The following is a 16,827-nucleotide window of genomic DNA, read 5'->3' as shown; positions in this document are numbered from 1 at the left end:
TGCCGGGGCCCGTGCGGGGCCCGGACGTCAGCGGCCCCGCCGTACCCCCGCCGCCAGGGAGACCGCCGTCAGGGCGACCGCCCCCGCCAGGACCACGGCGGCTCCCGCCGTCACGGCCCCGCGACACGGGCCCGGGGAGAGGAACGAGTCCTTCGAGCGGACCGAGAGCACCGAGCGGACGCTCGCCCAGGAACCGGCCGAGGCGACCGACAGGGCGGAACCGACCGAGGCGACGCTCGCCCAGGAGCCGATCGAGGCGACCGAGTGGGCGGAGCCGACCGAGCCGACGGAGAGGAAGGAGCCCACCGAGCCGATGGAGAGCATCGAGCCCACGGAACCGATGGAGAGGAACGAGTCCTTGGACCAGAGGGAGAGGGACGAACCGCCGGTGCGGTCGGGGGACGTGGAGGCCATGGGGCGATCCTAGGGACGCGGGACGCCTGCCGGGAGTACGCGAACCGCCGGGAACGGGGCCCGGAGCGAGGACGGGGTGGCGGTCCCCGGCGCTTCCGGACGGGGAGGCCCCGGGGCGCTTCCGGCCGGGGAGGTTCCGGCGCGAGCGGATTTCCCCGGTGCGGGCCGAATCCTTTCGGCGGCCCGGTGCCTCCTTCATGTGTACCGACGCACGTCGGGACGGGACAAGGAGGACCTCATGATCGTCGGAATCGTCGTCGCCGCCGGAGCCGTACTGCTCTGCACCTGCGCCTACGCGCTCACGCGCAAGCGGAAGCAGACCCGTGGCTGACGCGTCCTGGCCCGGCGAACGGCTGGTCACCGCCGCCCGGAGCGGCGACGTCGACGCGATCGCCGCCCTGGTGTCGGGTTCGCACCCGAACGTGCGGCGGTTCGCCCGCTCGCTCTGCGCCACGCCCGAGGACGCCGAGGACGCGGCGCAGGAAGCCCTGATCATCCTCTACCGGAAGATCGGGATGCTGCGCGCGTCCGGCGCCCTGGCCTCGTGGATGTTCCGCATCGTCCGCAACGAGTGCCTGCGGCGCGCCCGGACGACCCGGGTCCACGCGCCCCTGCCGGACGACGCCGCGGGCCCGGCCGGGAAGGCGGCTCCGCCGGGCCCGGCCGTGGAGTCGGCCGAGGACGTGGTCCTGCAGCGCATCGAGGCGGGCAGGGTGGCGACCGCCGTCGCCGCCCTGCCCGCCGAACAGCGCCACGTCCTGATCATGCGGGACGTCCAGGGCCACAGCGGGCGCGCGGTCGCCGAAGCGCTCGGCCTCAGCGACGCCGCCATGAAATCGCGCCTCCACCGCGCCCGCGCCGCGGTCCGGCGGTCGCTCCGCACCCCGTCCACCCCCCTGCCCGTACCCGGAGGTTCCCGTGACACCAGCCGAAGCGGCCGGTCCTGACTTCGCCAGTTCTTCCCTGTCCCGCCATCTGGTCCGGGGCGCCCTCGGTTTCGGCGGCCTGATCGGCTCGGTCGCGCTCCTTCCGGTCACCGGCCCGGTCAGCCTGCTCCTCCTGCCGGCCGGTGTGCTCGCCCTGCGCGGCTGCCCGATGTGCTGGATCGTCGGCCTGGCGCAGACCGTCTCGCGGGGCCGTCTGCGGCGCGACTGCGAGGACGGCGTGTGCAGGCTGTCCGTCGCGGACCGGGGCCACGAGGGGCATCCGGCCGTTCCGCCGGGCCCGGCCGGGTCACCGGGCCCGGCCGGGCCGTAGCGGTGCGGCGGGGGTGCGGCCCGGTCAGCCGACCGGGCCGGTCCAGTCCGCCGGGACCCGGGCGGCGCGCACGCGTTGCGGGTGGTCGCCCACCGCCACCGTCGCCACCTTCCGGCCGGTCGCGAAGTCGATGGCGGTGACGGCGTCGGCCCCGCTCTCGGAGATGACGCACGCCTTTCCGTCCCCGCTGACGGTCGCCCAATACGGCTTCGACGCGGGGACGAGCGGCCCCTCCTGCAGGGTGGCCCGGTCGACGACCGTCGCGTAGTCGTCCATCGTCCCGGCGACGCACAGCTTGTCGCCCGCCGGGCTCATGGACATGCCGTGGTGGCGGGAGTCGTTGACCCAGGTGGTGCGGTCCTCGCTGGTCGCCGGGTTCTTCGGCAGCGTCTTGACGCGGGTGATGCGGTCGGTGGCGACGTCGTACTCCAGGAAGCCGTTGAAGAACGACACCTGGAAGTACAGCTTCGATCCGTCGGGCGAGAACACCGCCGGGCGGACCGCGTCGGACAGGTCCTTGCGGCCGAACGCGTCGAGCCGTTCGCGCATGTCGATGACGCGGACCTGCTCGAAGGTCCGGGCGTCCACGACCGTGATCTTCCGGTCCCCCTTGGTGAAGTCCCAGAATGGGTCGTCGAGCGCGGTCGTCACCTCGCCGATCGACATGTTCCACAGGTACCGGCCGTCGGCGGTGAAGACGTTCTCGTGCGGCTTGTCCCCGGTCGCGAACGAACCGACCTGGACGCCCGTCTCGATGTCGAGGACGTGCACCGTGTTGGAGGTCGAGGCGGAGACCGCGACCCGCCTGCCGTCGGGCGAGACGGCCATGTGGTCGGCGCGGAAGCCCGAGACGGGGAAACGCCACCGGAGCTTCCCGGTGGTCAGGTCGACGGAGACGACGTCGGCGAAGCTCGGGCGGGAGACGACCACGGCCGAGCCGTCGGGCGTGGAGTACATGTCGTCCACGAACTGGTCGTGCCCCTCGCCCGGTCCCAGCCGGACGCCGAGGAAGAAGGCGAGCTTGACGGGGTTGAGGTAGATCTCGGCCAGGCGCTGCGTCTTGTCCGGTACGACGTTCACCCGGGCGATCCGGGAGAAGGCGCCGCGGTCCTCGATGACGTCGGCGGTCCCGTCCCAGTTGTTGCCGACGAACATGACCTCGCGCAGGGCGGCCGGGCCGTTCTCCGCCGCGAGGGCCGGCGGCGCGGCGCTCGCGGCGACCGACAGGACGAGCGCGGCGGCCACGGGGGCGACCGTGCGCCACGCGCGGGAGGGGGACCGCGTCGGAGCGGGCGCCGTGCCGCCGGGCGCCGTGCTGTCGGGCGTCGTGCCGTGGGGGGACCGTCTCGAAGAGGACATCGCTGTTCCTTCCATGGAGCGGCCGCCGGGGGCGGGCCGCAGGTGAGGGGCATGGGAAGAGCTGAGCGTTGTTCATGTTCCGGCTACTGGAAAGTAACGACCCGGACCCCGTCCGGCAAGACTTCCGGCAAGACCTCCGTCGCCCTCCCCGCGGCGCGGTCCGGGGAAAGGGGGTGGCTCCCCGGGCCGTCCGGGCCGTCCGCGCGCATCGCCGCAGTACGCGCCCCCTTCCGGCGTCCGCGCCCCGCGCGAAGGGGCCCAAGTGGTCTAGTCCAAGACTTGTTCAATCTTGGTCCAGACCATTGACGCGCTCGGCCCGCCGGGACTACTCCGTATGCCAACAGGCGTGCCCGACAAAGGCGTTGGCGCACCCACCCCCCCACAGCCATTGGACTGCCATGAGACGCGTACGTTCGCTCCGCTCGGCCCTCACCGCCGCCGTGACCGCCGTCGCCGCCCTCGGCCTCGCCGCCGTCACCGGCGCGCCCGCCCAGGCGGCGACCCCCCTCCCCGAGCACGTCTTCGCCCCCTACTTCGAGGCGTGGACCGGGGAGAGCCCCGCCGCCCTCAGCGCCCAGTCGGGCGCCAAGCACCTGACGATGGCGTTCCTCCAGACCGCCGCGAAGGGCTCCTGCACCGCGTACTGGAACGGCGACACCTCCACCCCCGTCGCCGCGTCCTCCTTCGGCGCCGACATCAAGACCATCCAGTCGCGCGGCGGCGACGTCATCCCGTCCTTCGGCGGGTACACGGCCGACACCACCGGCACCGAGATCGCCGACAGCTGCACCGACGTCAACCAGATCGCCGCCGTCTACCAGAAGGTGATCACCACCTACGACGTCACCCGGCTGGACATGGACATCGAGGTCGACTCCCTCGACAACGCCGCCGGTGTCGACCGCCGCAACAAGGCCATCAAGGTCCTCCAGGACTGGGCCGCCGCCAACGGGCGCCGGATCGAGATCTCGTACACCCTGCCGACGACCACCCGGGGCCTCGCCGCGAGCGGACTCGCCGTGCTCAAGAACGCCGTCGCCAACGGCGCCCGCGTCGACGTCGTCAACCTGATGACCTTCGACTACTACGACAACGCCGCCCACGACATGGCCGCCGACACCAAGACGGCCGCGCAGGGCCTGTACGACCAGCTCGCCAAGCTCTACCCGGGCAGGACGCCCGCCCAGCTCTGGGGCATGGTCGGCATCACCGAGATGATCGGCGTGGACGACTTCGGCCCGGCCGAGACGTTCACCCTCGCCAACGCCCGCACGGTCTACGACTGGGCCGTCTCCAAGGGCGTCAACACCCTCTCGTTCTGGGCGCTCCAGCGCGACAACGGCGGCTGCCCCGGCGGCGCGGCCGCCGACAACTGCTCGGGCATCCAGCAGAACACCTGGGACTTCTCCCGGATCTTCGCGCCCTTCACCAGCGGGACGACCGCCCCGGCCGACGACTTCTCGGTGACCGCCACCCCGGCCTCCGCCACCGTCGCCGCCGGCTCCTCCACCAGCACCACCGTGAAGACCGCCGTCACCGCCGGCACGGCGCAGACGGTGAACCTCTCGGTGAGCGGGCTGCCCGCCGGCGTCACCGCCACCCTCAGCCCCGCCTCCGTGACGGCCGGCGGCTCCTCGACGCTCACCCTGAACACCACGACGGCCGCGGTCTCCGGCACGTACCAGGTCGTGGTGAACGGGGCGAGCCCGTCGGCCGCCCACTCCGCCGTCCTCTCCCTGACCGTCACCGGCGGCGCCACCCAGTGCACGGCCGCCCCGTGGGCCGGGGCAACCGTCTACACCGGCGGCCAGCAGGTCTCCCACAAGGGCCACACCTGGAAGGCCAAGTGGTGGACGACCGGCGAGGAGCCCGGCACCACCGGCGAGTGGGGGGTGTGGCAGGACCTCGGCGCCTGCTGATCCGCACGCGCCGCACGACCGAAGGCCGGGGCCCGTCCGCTGTCGGACGGGCCCCGGCCCCGTGCGTCGGTCCGCTCAGCCGTCGGCCGCCTTGAAGCCCCGCAGCCGCAGGCTGTTGCCGACCACGAAGACCGAGGAGAAGGCCATGGCGGCGCCCGCGATCATCGGGTTGAGCAGCCCGGCCGCGGCGAGCGGCAGGGCCGCCACGTTGTAGGCGAAGGCCCAGAAGAGGTTCGAGCGGATCGTGCCGAGCGTCCTGCGGGAGAGCCGGATGGCGTCGGCCGCCGTCCGCAGGTCGCCCCGGACCAGGGTCAGGTCGCCGGCCTCGATCGCGGCGTCCGTGCCGGTGCCCATCGCCAGGCCCAGATCGGCCTGGGCGAGCGCGGCGGCGTCGTTCACGCCGTCGCCGACCATGGCGACCGAACGGCCCTCGCCCTGGAGGCGCTTGACGACGTCGACCTTGTCCTGCGGCATGACCTCCGCGATCACCTCGTCGATGCCGACCTCGGCGGCGACGGCCTCCGCGACCGCCCGGTTGTCGCCGGTGAGCAGGATCGGGGTGAGGCCGAGCCCACGCAGTCGCCGGATCGCCTCGGCGCTGGTCTCCTTCACGGCGTCGGCGACCTCCAGGACCGCGCGGGCCTTGCCGTCCCAGGCGACCGCGATGGCCGTCCTGCCGGCCTTCTCGGCCTCGTCCTTGGCGGACTTGAGGCCGGCGGGCAGTTCCATCGCCCACTCCTGGAGCAGCTTCTCCCGGCCGACGAGGACGGCGTGGCCCTCGACGACGCCCTGGACGCCGAGGCCGGGGACGTTGGCGAAGTCCTCGGGGGCGGGCAGGGTGCCGACCCTGGCGGCGGCGCCGGTGGCGACGGCCCGTGCGACGGGGTGCTCGGAGGAGTGCTCCAGGGCGCCGGCGAGGCGCAGGACGTCGGTCTCGTCGGTGTCCCCGGCGGTGTGGACCTTGATGAGGGCCATCCGGCCGGTGGTGACGGTGCCGGTCTTGTCGAGGACGATCGTGTCGACCTTGCGGGTGGTCTCCAGGACCTCGGGGCCCTTGATGAGGATGCCGAGCTGGGCGCCGCGGCCGGTGCCGACCATGAGGGCGGTCGGGGTGGCCAGGCCGAGGGCGCAGGGGCAGGCGATGATCAGGACGGCGACGGCGGCGGTGAACGCGGCGGTGAGGCCCTGTCCGGTGCCGAGCCAGAAGCCGAGGGTGCCGAGGGCGAGCGCGATGACGACCGGCACGAAGACGGCCGAGATCCGGTCCGCGAGGCGCTGGGCGGCGGCCTTGCCGTTCTGCGCGTCCTCGACCAGCTTCGCCATCCGGGCGAGCTGGGTGTCGGCGCCGACGCGGGTGGCCTCGACGACGAGCCGGCCGCCGGCGTTCAGGGTGGCGCCGGTGACGGCGTCCCCGGCGTTGACCTCGACCGGGACGGACTCGCCGGTGAGCATGGAGGCGTCCACGGCGGACGAGCCCTCGACCACGGTGCCGTCGGTGGCGATCTTCTCGCCGGGGCGGACCAGGAAGCGGTCCCCGACGCGGAGCCCGGCGGTCGGTACGGTGACCTCCCGGCCGTCCTTCAGGACGGTGACCTCCTTGGCCCCGAGCTGCATCAGGGCCTTGAGCGCGGCGCCCGCCTTCCGCTTGGAGCGGGCCTCGAAGTACCGGCCCGCCAGGATGAAGGCGGTGACGCCGGCGGCGGCCTCCAGGTAGATGTTCCCGGCGCCGTCGGAGCGGGCGATCGTGAACTCGAAGGGGTGCGTCATGCCGGGCGTGCCGGCGGTGCCGAAGAACAGCGCCCACAGCGACCACAGGAACGCGGCGGCCGTACCGACCGAGATCAGGGTGTCCATGGTGGCCGCGCCGTGCTTCGCGTTGGTCCAGGCGGCCTTGTGGAAGGGCCAGGCGGCGTAGACGACGACCGGCGCGGCGAGCGTGAGGCTCAGCCACTGCCAGTACGTGAACTGGAGGGCCGGGACCATCGCCATGGCGATGACGGGGACGGCGAGCACGACGGCGGTCACGAGCCGCTGCCTGAGGGGCCGCAGCTCCTCGTCGGCCCTCTCCTCGTCGGAGGGGCCCGCGCCGGCGGTCTCGTCCTCCGGGGGTTCGGGCTCGGCGGCGGTGTAACCGGTGGCCTCGACGGTGGCGATGAGGTCGGCGACGCCGATGCCCGCGTCCGCGTCGAAGGTGACCTTCGCCTTCTCGGTGGCGTAGTTGACGGTGGCCTCGACCCCGTCCATGCGGTTGAGCTTCTTCTCGATGCGGGCCGCGCAGGAGGCGCAGGTCATGCCGCCGATGGCGAGCTCGACCCGGGCCGTGCCGGAGGTCGTCGTGGTCATGAGGTCTGCTCCTCGTGGGGTACGGGGCCGGAGGCCGGGGCCCGTCCGGTGCGGTACGGGCGGGCCCCGGTGGCCGGGGGTGGTGCGGGCGGGCCCGCCGGGCCGGGCCCGCCGCCGGGCCCGCCGGGGATCAGGTCCGGTGGTCCGGTCCGGCGGTGGGCCGGTGACGGATCAGGCCCGTCCGGTCAGTTCGTAGCCCGCCTCGTCGACGGCCGCCGCGACCGCGGCGTCGTCGGGCGCGCCGCCGGTGGTCACGGTCACCCGGCCGCCGGTGACGTCCACGTCCACGGAGAGGACGCCGGGCAGGGCGCCGACGGCCGCCGTGATCGCGGACCCGCAGTGGCCACAGGTCATGCCGGAGACGGCGTAGACGGTGGTGGCGGCGTCGGCGGTCGCGACGGCGCCCGCCCCGTCCGCGCCGGTCGAGCAGCTGTGGTCGGGGGTGCAGCAGGAGCCCATGGCTTTCTCCTCGGTCGATTCTACGTCCTCGCATACCCTTGGGGGGTATCCGCTCACGACTCCATGTATACCCCCCTGCCGTATGGGAAGCAAGGGGGAGCGCCGACTTGACTTGGTACCCCCCGGGGGTATCGTGACGTGCATGGAAGGGGCCACCGCACGGCGGCCCGCGCCGCCCACGTACGGGAGAGCAGTCATGAACACCGGTGTGAGGATCACTGCCTATGCCGCCGCGCTCGCCGCGACCTTCGGGGCCGCGTACGGGGTCGGCAGGGGCGTCGGCCCCCTCGGCGGGCCGGAACGGGCGGAGCACGGCGCGCACGCGACCGCCCCGGCCCCCTCGAAGGACCCGGCGGCCGGCGGGCACGCGGGCCACGAGGAGGGTGCCGCCGCGGACGCGCCCGGCGGGCTCCAGATCTCGGACGGCGGCTACACCCTCGCCCTGGAGACCCCGACGCCCGCCCCCGGCAGGAGCGTCCTGAGGTTCTCCGTCAGGGACGCGTCCGGCGGGAAGGTCACCGCCTTCGCCACCGAGCACGAGAAGGAGATGCACTTCGTCGTCGCCTCGCGCGACCTCACCGTCTTCCGCCACCTGCACCCGGTGAAGGCCGCCGACGGCACCTGGACCGTGGAGGCCGACCTGCCCGCTCCCGGCGCCTACCGGGCCTTCGCGGACTTCAGGCCCGCCGCGCCGGGCGCCGGGGCCCTCACGCTCGGCGCCGACCTCTCCGTACCGGGGGAGTACGCCCCGAAGCCGCTGCCCGCCGCCACGCCCACCGTGTCCGTGGACGGCTACCGGGTCCGGCTCGGCGGCACCCTGGACCCGGGAAAGCCCGGCGAGCTGCGGTTCACCGTCACCAGGGCCGGGAAGCCGGTCACCGACCTGGAGCCCCACCTCGGGGCGTACGGACACCTCGTCGCCCTGCGCGACGGCGACCTCGCCTACCTCCACGTCCACCCGAACGAGGGCGGCCCCGGCCCGGACGTCTCCTTCACGGCGACGGCGCCCAGCGCGGGCACGTACCGCCTGTTCCTCGACTTCCGGCACGGGGGCGAGGTGCGGACGGCGGCCTTCACGGTACGGGCGGGCGCGTCCGGGGCGGTTGTTTCCCCGGAGGGTGGCGACGGGCACGATGCGGGGGGCCACCCGCACGGATAGGGTGGACATTGGACTAGACCTGTAGCCGTCATTCATGGAGGAATGGGCTCGATGAGCAACCGTGCAGTCCTTGAGGTGATCGCCCTCGACGAGGAAGACGCGGTCGCCGCCCAGTCCGGCGGCGCCGACCGGCTCGAACTCGTCACCGACATGGCGGCGGACGGGCTCACCCCGTCCGGGGCCGGCTTCGCCGCGGTCCGCGCGGCCGTCGACATCCCGCTGCGCGTGATGCTCCGCCTCGCCGACGGGTTCTCGTCCGGCGGCCCGGAGGGCGTCGAGGCCCTCGTGACGCGCGCCGCCGACCTCCGGGAAGCCGGCGCGGACGAGTTCGTCCTCGGCTTCCTCACCCCCGACGGCGAGCCGGACCTGGTGGCCGTCGAGCGGCTGGTCGCCGTCCTCGACGGCTGCCGCTGGACCTTCCACCGGGCGATCGACCGCGCCGCCGACCGCGACCGGCTGCGCAAGGAGCTCGCCGGCCTGCCCGGCCTCGACACCTACCTCACGGCCGGCGCCCCCACCGGCGTGGACGACGGCCTCGCCACCCTCGCGGCCGAGGCCGCCCGCACGGGTGAGCCCGGCTACGAGGCCCGGATCCTCGTCGGCGGCGGCCTGCGCCTCGACCACCTCCCCGGGCTCCGCGCGGCGGGCCTGGACGCCTTCCACATCGGCGGCGCGGCCCGCCCCGGGGGCTGGACGGCCCCCGTGTCGGCGGACGCGGTCCGCACGTGGCGCGAGGCGGTGGACGCGACCCCGGAGCACTGAGGGGCGGGGGGCGCCGCGCCGCGCGGTCCCGCCGGGCGCGTTCGAACCGGTGGGTCGGCGACCGGCGGGACCGCGCGGCGCACGGCGCTGCCGCGCGGGGCGACCGGCGGCTTCCGCGCCGCCCCCGGCGGGACCGGGACCCGCGGCTCCGCCGGCTTCCGCGTCGCGATCGGCCACGAGGCCCGCACCCGCCCGACGCCCTCGCCCCGACGCCCTCGCCCCGACGGGCGGGCGCCCCGATCCCCGACCGGTGGCGGAGGGGCGCGAAAACGTGTCGCCGCCTCCCGCGCGGACGGCTAGCCTCGCCCGCGTGACCGCTCCCCGCACCCTCGACGCCGCCCTCGTCGAGCGCCTGATCGCCGCGCAGTTCCCCGCGTGGGCGCACCTGCCCGTGCGGGCCGTGGACTCGGCGGGGACGGACAACGCCATGTTCCGGCTCGGGGACGACCTCGCCGTACGCCTGCCGAAGGCCGAGTGGTCCGGGGGACACGCCGAGAAGGAGCGGTACTGGCTGCCGCGCCTCGCCCCGCACCTGACGCTGCCCGTCCCCGTGCCCGTCGGACACGGCGTGCCGGGGGAGGGGTTCGACCGGCCCTGGTCGGTGTACGGATGGCTCGACGGGGACGACGCGTACCGCGCCCCGGTCACCGATCTCGCCCACGCCGCCGTCGCGTTGGGCCGCTTCGGCGTCTCCCTGCGCGCGGTGGACGCGACCGGCGGCCCGGCGTCCTTCCGGGGCGGCCCGGTCACCGACTGGGAACGGGGCGCCATGAAGCCGGCGACCGAGGCCCTCGGCGCGGACGGCACGCTCGACGCCGCCGCCGTCACGGAGGCGTGGGAGTCGGTCCTGCGCCTCCCGCCGTGGCGGGGCGCCCCCGTCTGGGTCCACGCCGACCTGCTCCCCGGCAACCTCCTCACCAGGGACGGCCGTCTGCACGCCGTCATCGACTTCGGCGGCCTCGGCACGGGGGACCCGGCCTGCGACATGATGGCCGCCTGGAGCCTCCTCACCCCCGGGACCCGCCCCCTCTTCCGGGAGGCGTCCGAGGTCGACGACGCCACCTGGGCGCGCGGCCGGGGCTGGGCCCTGTGCTGGGGGATCGTCACCGACCACTACTACGGCGGCGCCCCCGGCCCCGGCACCGCCCCGGTCCCGAACCCCGTCCTGGCCGCCGTCGCCCGCAGGACCTGGACCCAGGCCCTGGCCGAATGGGCGTAGCGGGCCGGGGAGGGCGGCTCCGGACCGCCGCCGCCCTCCTCCCGGCCGGGGACGGACCCGTGTCACACCTCCGTGGTACTCCTGTCCCATGAGCCAGTTCCGCGACTTCAACCTCAAGCTGCTCGTCATCGAGGAGCTCATGTACGGCCCCGAGCCGCTCCTCCCGGTCTACGACCTGCCCGCGCGGCTGGCCGCGCGGGGGATCGGCGACCCGGCGTCCCACGTCCTGGAGAACGGTCTCCACGAGGAGGTGCTGCCGGAGTCCCGGGCCCACTTCGAGGCCCTGGAGATCCCGGCCGAGCTGCTCGCCCGCGTCGAGGAGCTGTGCTTCGACGCCGGGGCGGAGGTCTTCCGGCACTGCGCCCCCGCCTGGGACGGCGAGGACGACCTGTTCGACGTCCGCTCGCTCGACGACCTCGCCCTGCTGCCCCACCTGCGGAAGGTCACCTTCGTGGAGGACGGCGTCCTGGCCGTGCCGAACGCGGCGGAGGTCTTCGCCGCGCGCGGCATCGAGACCGACTGAGCCCCGGCACCGGGGGCTTGCCGCCCCCGGACCGCCCGGGAACCCCTCTTCCCCGCCCCGGACCAGGTCGTTTCCCCCGGACCTCTTCGGTCGGCCCCCAGCGGGGGTGCCCGGCTGCCACGTGGCGTACTGGGCGGAGGCCGGGGGACCCCCGGCCGGGTGAAGTCACCGCCGATCGCATCACCGGCACCCCGCCGTGGACAGTCATCCGCCGCACACGGGACGGGGCGGGGGGTCGGCCACCAGTTCCACCTCGAAACCGTCGGCGTTCTCCAGGTACGCCGCGTAGTGCCCCTCGCCGCCCGCGTACGGATGCCGGTCCGCGAAGAGCAACCGCCAGCCGTGCGCGGGGGCCTCGGCGGCCAGGGCGTCGACGGCGGCCCGGTCACCCGCGTGGAAGGCCAGGTGGTTGAGGCCCGGCCGGAGCCGGTCGTGCACGTCCGACGTCCGGGCCGGGGACGCCTCGACCACGAGGTAGAAGGAGCCGAGGGCCCAGCTCCGGCCGCCCTCCCACCGCTGGAAGGGCACGTACCCGAGCGCGCCGAGCAGCCAGCCGAAGTCCGCCTCGGCGCGTTCCAGGTCGCCCACCCACACCTCGACGTGGTGCGGGGCACCCGCGCTCACAGCTCGCCCAACTGCCCGGGCAGCGGCGCCGCGTGCACCACCGTCAGCCCCGACACCGCACGCGTCAGCGCCACGTACAGCCGCCGCAGGCCCGTGCGTTCGTCGGGTTCGCCGTCCACGACCGCCGCCGGTTCGTCCAGGACCACGTAGTCGTACTCCAGGCCCTTCGCGAGCGACGCCGGCACCAGGGTCAGCCGGGACTCGGCCGTCGTCTCCTCGCCGGGGGAGAGGTACGGGAGTCCGGCCGCCGTCAGCGCCTCCGCGAGCGGCGCGATCCGCGCGTCGGCGGCGATCAGGCCGGTCGAGCCCTCGTGGCCCAGCGCCTCGGCGCAGGCCGCGACCACGTCCGCGTCCAGGTCCTCCGTGCGCCGGACCACCAGCGAACCCGGGTTGTCCCGGACCGACTCCACCGCCGCGAGCCCCGGCGACATGTGCGGAAGCAGCCGCGAGGCGTACGCGATCACCTCGCGCGGCACGCGGAAACCGGCCGTCAGCTCCTCCACCACCGCCTCCGGCTTCCCCAGGTGCCCGAGCGCCCGCGCCCAGCTCTCCGTCGCCCACGGCGTCGTCCCCTGCGCCAGGTCGCCCAGGACCGTCGCCGAACCGGTCGTGCAGCGGCGGCCCACCGCCCGGTACTGCATGGGGGACAGGTCCTGCGCCTCGTCCAGGACCACGTGCCCGAGCGAGTGCGTCCGTTCCACCAGGTCCTTCACCTCGTCCACGAGCACCGCGTCCGCCGCCGACCACGTCGCCGTCCGCACGCTCCGGGCCGGCTTCTCCCACAGCAGCAGCTTCCGCTCGTCCTCCGTGAGCAGCCCCTCCGCGTGCGCGGCCAGGAACTCCGCATCGCCGAGGAGACGCAGCACCAGCTTCGCCGGGTCCACCGGCGGCCAGCACGCCTTCACGAACGCCTTCACCGCCGGATTCCGCGCGACCGCGTTCTGCACCCGGTCGTCCGGCGCCTCGCCCGCCTGTTCCATCCGTACGAGCACGGCGTGCGCGACCCGCTGCGGAAGGGCCTCGCGGGCCGCCCCGTACCGGATGTCGCGGTCCAGCAACTCTCGTACGATCTCCTGCAGTTCGTACGCGGGGACCCGCCAGCGGCGCGAGCCGCGCACCACCGTCAGGGGCTCCTCCGGCAGCGTCACGTGCGAGCGGACCGCCCGCCGCAGCACCTCCGCCATCCGGGCGTCGCCCTTCACGACCGCCGTCGCCGCCGTGTCCGTCCCCCGCACCTCCACGTGCGCCACGAGGTCGTCCACCGTCGCCTGCTTCACCTCCAGTTCGCCCAGGGCGGGCAGCACCTGCTCGATGTAGTGGAGGAAGGAACGGTTCGGCCCGACGACCAGGGTGCCGGTGCGGGCGAGCCGCTCCCGGTGCGCGTAGAGGAGGTACGCGACGCGGTGCAGGCCCACGGCCGTCTTGCCGGTCCCGGGTCCCCCCTGCACGCACACCGAACCCGAGAGGCCGGACCGGACGATCTCGTCCTGCTCGGGCTGGATCGTCGCCACGATGTCCCGCATGGGGCCCACGCGCGGCCGCTCGATCTCCGCCTGGAGCAGCCGGCTCGTCCGCTCCAGCTCCTCCGGGTCGGACAGGTGCTCGTCCTCGTACGCGGTCAGCTCGCCACCCGTGTACCCGAAGCGGCGCCGCAACCCCACGTCCTGCGGGTCCTTCCGGGACGCCCGGTAGAACGGCTGCGACACCGGGGCGCGCCAGTCGATCACCATCGGGTCGCCGGCGGCGTCGTGGACGTGCCGCCGCCCGATGTAGAACCGCTGTCCTTCCTGCGTGGTGTGCAGGTAGTCGAGGCGCCCGAAGAAGAGCGGGGTCCCGGAGAGGTCGGCGAGCGCCTTGATCCGGTCCTCGATCTGCCGCTCCAGGACGGCCGCGTTGACCCAGTTCGCGGTGACGTCCTTGATGTCCAGCGCCTGCACGTCCTCGCGCATCGCGCGCAGGGCGGCGCGGGAGGCGGCCAGATGGGCGCGCTCGCGCGCGAGCGGATCGCCGGCGGACGGCCGCTGGTCGGGGTCGGGATCGAGGTCGGGTGCGGACACGGTGGAGCCTCCGGGGCGGACGCGCGGACACGGCGAAGTGGCCGCCGGTTTCCGACCGGACGGCGGCGCTCCACGGAGGGAGGCGGGGAAGCTGGCGAGTGTAGACCCTGGGGAGGGCCGGGGGCGAACGGCTTTTCCGCCGGTACGGGCGTCCCGTACGGGCGTCCCGTACGGGTTCCGGGTACGGCCCGCGCGAGGTCCGGCGCGTGTCCCGTACGGGTTCCGCGCACGGCTCCGGGCGAGGCCCGGCGGGGGCGCGTCCCGCAAGGGTCCGGCGTACGGCCCCGCGAGGCCCGGCGGGCGCGTCCCGCAAGGGCCCGGCGTACATCCCGTAGGGGACGGCGTAGCCCTCACGTCCCACCCCGGCCCGTCTCCGGTTCACCCCTCAGGGCGACGTGCGCGGCGTGCCCGGATTCCACCATGGAGACATGTCCGCGACCGCCTTCCCCCTCGTGACCGCCGCTTCCCGCACCCGCCGCCCCGGCCTCGCCCTGCGCGCCCTGCGTGCCTTCGGCGGCGCGGCGGCCGGGGTCGTCCTCCTCGGCGACTACGGCCCGCCGGAGGCGGGGGTGCGCGATCCCCGCCCGAGGTACGTGCCCGAACGCGCTTCCGCCTGAGTACGCGCACCGCCCGGCTGAGTACCGCGACGCCTGCCACTGCCCCCGCCCGCCCCGGTGGGATCGGGGCATGACGACGCCGACCGACCCCACCGACCCCACCGGCCCGACCGGCCCGACCGTGCAGACCGGCCCGACCGCGCCCACCGGCCCCACCGCGCCCGGCGCCCGCGCCCCGCGCGTCCTCGCGTTCTGCGGGTTCCTCCTCCTCGCCGGGTGCCTGGTGCTCACCGCCGCCTTCGGACTCGTCGACGCCGTCGACGGCGACGGCGTGGGCGGCGGGTTCCTCACGGCCGGCTTCTGGGCCCTGGCCCTCGGCTGCCTCGCGGGCGCGGCGGCCCTCGCCGCACCCCGCCGCGCCCTCGTCGCCGCCCAGCACGCCCTGGCACTCGCCGGCCCGCTCCTCGCCGCCCTGGACTGAGCTGCGGGCGCCTACGGCGCCAGCAGCTCGTCCGCGTCCACGATCCGGTACGCGTAGCCCTGCTCCGCCAGGAACCGCTGCCGGTGCGCCGCGAAGTCCTGGTCGATGGTGTCCCGGGCGACCACCGAGTAGAAGTGCGCCTGGTGGCCGTCGGCCTTCGGCCGCAGCACCCGGCCGAGGCGCTGCGCCTCCTCCTGCCGGGACCCGAAGGTGCCCGACACCTGGATGGCGACCGTCGCCTCCGGCAGGTCGATCGAGAAGTTCGCGACCTTCGACACCACGAGCACGCTGATCTCGCCGGTGCGGAACGCGTCGAAGAGCCGCTCCCGCTCCTTGTTCGGCGTCTCGCCCTTGATGACCGGCGCGTCGAGGTGCTCGCCCAGCTCGTCGAGCTGGTCGATGTACTGGCCGATGACGAGGATCTGCTGCCCGGCGAACTTCCGCACCAGTGCCTCCGTCACCTTCCGCTTCGTCGCCGTCGTCGCGCAGAAGCGGTACTTCTCCTCCGGTTCGGCCGTCGCGTACGCGAGCCGTTCCGAGTCGGTCAGGTTCACCCGGACCTCGACGCAGTCGGCGGGCGCGATGTACCCCTGCGCCTCGATCTCCTTCCACGGCGCGTCGAACCGCTTCGGCCCGATCAGCGAGAACACGTCCGACTCGCGCCCGTCCTCGCGCACGAGGGTCGCGGTCAGCCCGAGCCGCCGCCGGGCCTGGAGGTCGGCGGTGAACTTGAAGACGGGCGCGGGCAGCAGGTGCACCTCGTCGTAGACGATGAGGCCCCAGTCCCGCGAGTCGAACAGCTCCAGGTGCGGGTAGACGCCCTTCCGGCGGGTCGTGAGCACCTGGTACGTGGCGATGGTGACCGGCCGGATCTCCTTCCTCGTGCCGGAGTACTCGCCGATCTCGTCCTCGGTCAGCGAGGTCCGCTTCACCAGCTCGTGCTTCCACTGGCGGGCGGAGACGGTGTTCGTCACCAGGATCAGCGTCGTGGCCTTCGCCTCCGCCATCGCCCCGGCGCCGACCAGCGTCTTGCCCGCGCCGCACGGCAGCACGACGACCCCGGAACCGCCGTGCCAGAAGCCCTCCACGGCCTGCTTCTGGTACGGGCGCAGGCTCCAGCCGTCCTCGGCGAGGTCGATCCGGTGCGCCTCCCCGTCCACGTACCCGGCGAGGTCCTCGGCCGGCCAGCCCAGCTTCAGGAGGGTCTGCTTGATCTGCCCGCGCTCGGAGGGGTGCACGGCCACGGTGTCCGGGTCGATCCGCTCCCCGACCAGCGGCTGCACCTTCTTGGACCGGAGGATCTCCTCCAGGACGGGCCGGTCGGTGGTGGTCAGCACCAGCCCGTGGGTGGGGTGCTTGGAGAGGGTGAGCCGCCCGTACCGGTCCATGGTCTCGGCCACGTCCACCAGCAGGGCGTGCGGCACGGGGTAGCGCGAGTACTCCACGAGCGCGTCCACGACCTGCTCGGCGTCGTGCCCGGCGGCCCGCGCGTTCCACAGTCCGAGCGGCGTCACCCGGTACGTGTGGATGTGCTCGGGCGCCCGCTCCAGCTCCGCGAAGGGCGCGATGGCCCGGCGGCAGGCGTCGGCCAGCTCGTGGTCGACCTCCAGGAGCAGCGTCTTGTCACTCTGGACGATGAGCGGTCCGTTCACGCGTGATCAGGTCCTTCCCGGGCCGCTCCGGCGACGGCCAAT

16 protein-coding genes are annotated in these 16,827 nt (G+C 74.4%); 9 read left to right on the top strand and 7 right to left on the bottom strand.

Translation table 11 applies throughout. The annotated features are described in order from the left end of the window. Nucleotides 1–27: 27 nt before the first annotated feature. Complete coding sequence (locus tag ACZ6AQ_RS05250; RefSeq protein WP_468757640.1) at nucleotides 28–414, bottom strand: hypothetical protein; 387 nt, start codon at nucleotides 412–414, stop codon at nucleotides 28–30. 323 nt (nucleotides 415–737) lie between these two features. On the opposite strand from ACZ6AQ_RS05250, the gene ACZ6AQ_RS05245 reads away from it, so the two are divergent. Together ACZ6AQ_RS05245 and ACZ6AQ_RS05240 are read left to right on the top strand one after the other, a co-directional pair. After that, complete coding sequence (locus ACZ6AQ_RS05245; RefSeq protein WP_468757638.1) at nucleotides 738–1,361, top strand: RNA polymerase sigma factor; 624 nt, start codon at nucleotides 738–740, stop codon at nucleotides 1,359–1,361. Continuing rightward, the gene (locus ACZ6AQ_RS05240; protein ID WP_468757636.1) at nucleotides 1,333–1,671 is read left to right on the top strand and encodes a hypothetical protein; all 339 of its coding nucleotides are present in this window, start codon (nucleotides 1,333–1,335) and stop codon (nucleotides 1,669–1,671) included. Before ACZ6AQ_RS05245 ends, ACZ6AQ_RS05240 begins: the two co-directional genes overlap by 29 nt. Nucleotides 1,672–1,695: 24 nt before the next feature. On the opposite strand, the gene ACZ6AQ_RS05235 is transcribed toward ACZ6AQ_RS05240, so the two are convergent. Further along, the gene (locus ACZ6AQ_RS05235; RefSeq protein ID WP_468757634.1) at nucleotides 1,696–3,030 is read right to left on the bottom strand and encodes a YncE family protein; all 1,335 of its coding nucleotides are present in this window, start codon (nucleotides 3,028–3,030) and stop codon (nucleotides 1,696–1,698) included. A gap of 398 nt (nucleotides 3,031–3,428) precedes the next feature. On the opposite strand from ACZ6AQ_RS05235, the gene ACZ6AQ_RS05230 reads away from it, so the two are divergent. Further along, entirely contained in the window at nucleotides 3,429–4,949 is a 1,521-nt protein-coding gene (locus ACZ6AQ_RS05230) for a chitinase (RefSeq protein ID WP_468757632.1), read from the top strand. 75 nt (nucleotides 4,950–5,024) lie between these two features. On the opposite strand, the gene ACZ6AQ_RS05225 is transcribed toward ACZ6AQ_RS05230, so the two are convergent. Beyond that, nucleotides 5,025–7,292, bottom strand: coding sequence for a heavy metal translocating P-type ATPase (locus ACZ6AQ_RS05225; protein WP_468757630.1), 2,268 nt, complete (start codon nucleotides 7,290–7,292; stop codon nucleotides 5,025–5,027). Between the two features lie 171 nt (nucleotides 7,293–7,463). Beyond that, complete coding sequence (locus ACZ6AQ_RS05220; RefSeq protein ID WP_468757628.1) at nucleotides 7,464–7,751, bottom strand: heavy-metal-associated domain-containing protein; 288 nt, start codon at nucleotides 7,749–7,751, stop codon at nucleotides 7,464–7,466. Between the two features lie 196 nt (nucleotides 7,752–7,947). Here ACZ6AQ_RS05220 and ACZ6AQ_RS05215 point away from each other — a divergent pair, with 196 nt between their 5' ends. The 4 genes from ACZ6AQ_RS05215 (at nucleotide 7,948) to ACZ6AQ_RS05200 (ending at nucleotide 11,414) form a co-directional block, all read left to right on the top strand. Beyond that, entirely contained in the window at nucleotides 7,948–8,910 is a 963-nt protein-coding gene (locus ACZ6AQ_RS05215) for a hypothetical protein (protein WP_468757627.1), read from the top strand. Between the two features lie 51 nt (nucleotides 8,911–8,961). Continuing rightward, complete coding sequence (locus tag ACZ6AQ_RS05210; protein WP_468757625.1) at nucleotides 8,962–9,672, top strand: copper homeostasis protein CutC; 711 nt, start codon at nucleotides 8,962–8,964, stop codon at nucleotides 9,670–9,672. Between the two features lie 310 nt (nucleotides 9,673–9,982). Further along, entirely contained in the window at nucleotides 9,983–10,891 is a 909-nt protein-coding gene (locus tag ACZ6AQ_RS05205; protein WP_468757623.1) for an aminoglycoside phosphotransferase family protein, read from the top strand. An 88-nt stretch (nucleotides 10,892–10,979) separates the two neighbouring features. Continuing rightward, entirely contained in the window at nucleotides 10,980–11,414 is a 435-nt protein-coding gene (locus tag ACZ6AQ_RS05200; protein ID WP_468757621.1) for a DUF6892 domain-containing protein, read from the top strand. Nucleotides 11,415–11,618: 204 nt separating this feature from the next. Here the strand turns inward: ACZ6AQ_RS05200 and ACZ6AQ_RS05195 are convergent, their stop codons facing one another. Both ACZ6AQ_RS05195 and ACZ6AQ_RS05190 read right to left on the bottom strand, forming a co-directional pair. Next, nucleotides 11,619–12,038 carry a VOC family protein gene (locus tag ACZ6AQ_RS05195; protein ID WP_468757619.1) on the bottom strand — a complete coding sequence of 140 codons (420 nt, stop codon included), beginning with the start codon at nucleotides 12,036–12,038 and terminating at the stop codon, nucleotides 11,619–11,621. Then, the gene (locus ACZ6AQ_RS05190; RefSeq protein WP_468757617.1) at nucleotides 12,035–14,095 is read right to left on the bottom strand and encodes a HelD family protein; all 2,061 of its coding nucleotides are present in this window, start codon (nucleotides 14,093–14,095) and stop codon (nucleotides 12,035–12,037) included. Before ACZ6AQ_RS05190 ends, ACZ6AQ_RS05195 begins: the two co-directional genes overlap by 4 nt. Nucleotides 14,096–14,523: 428 nt before the next feature. Between ACZ6AQ_RS05190 and ACZ6AQ_RS05185 the strand changes: the two genes are divergently transcribed. Beyond that, nucleotides 14,524–14,712, top strand: a complete 189-nt coding sequence (locus ACZ6AQ_RS05185; RefSeq protein WP_468757615.1) for a hypothetical protein — start codon at nucleotides 14,524–14,526, stop codon at nucleotides 14,710–14,712. 70 nt (nucleotides 14,713–14,782) lie between these two features. Next, nucleotides 14,783–15,133 (top strand): hypothetical protein, encoded by a 351-nt coding sequence (locus ACZ6AQ_RS05180; RefSeq protein WP_468757614.1) that lies wholly within the window; start codon nucleotides 14,783–14,785, stop codon nucleotides 15,131–15,133. Nucleotides 15,134–15,144: 11 nt separating this feature from the next. Here ACZ6AQ_RS05180 and ACZ6AQ_RS05175 read toward each other — a convergent pair whose 3' ends face one another. Beyond that, a complete protein-coding gene (locus tag ACZ6AQ_RS05175; protein WP_388688523.1) occupies nucleotides 15,145–16,785 on the bottom strand; it encodes a DNA repair helicase XPB in 1,641 nt (546 codons plus the stop codon). Between the last annotated feature and the right edge of the window lie 42 nt (nucleotides 16,786–16,827).

The organism is Streptomyces sp. NPDC041191 (genome assembly GCF_055591945.1).
This window is presented reverse-complemented; position numbering and strand designations above follow the sequence as displayed.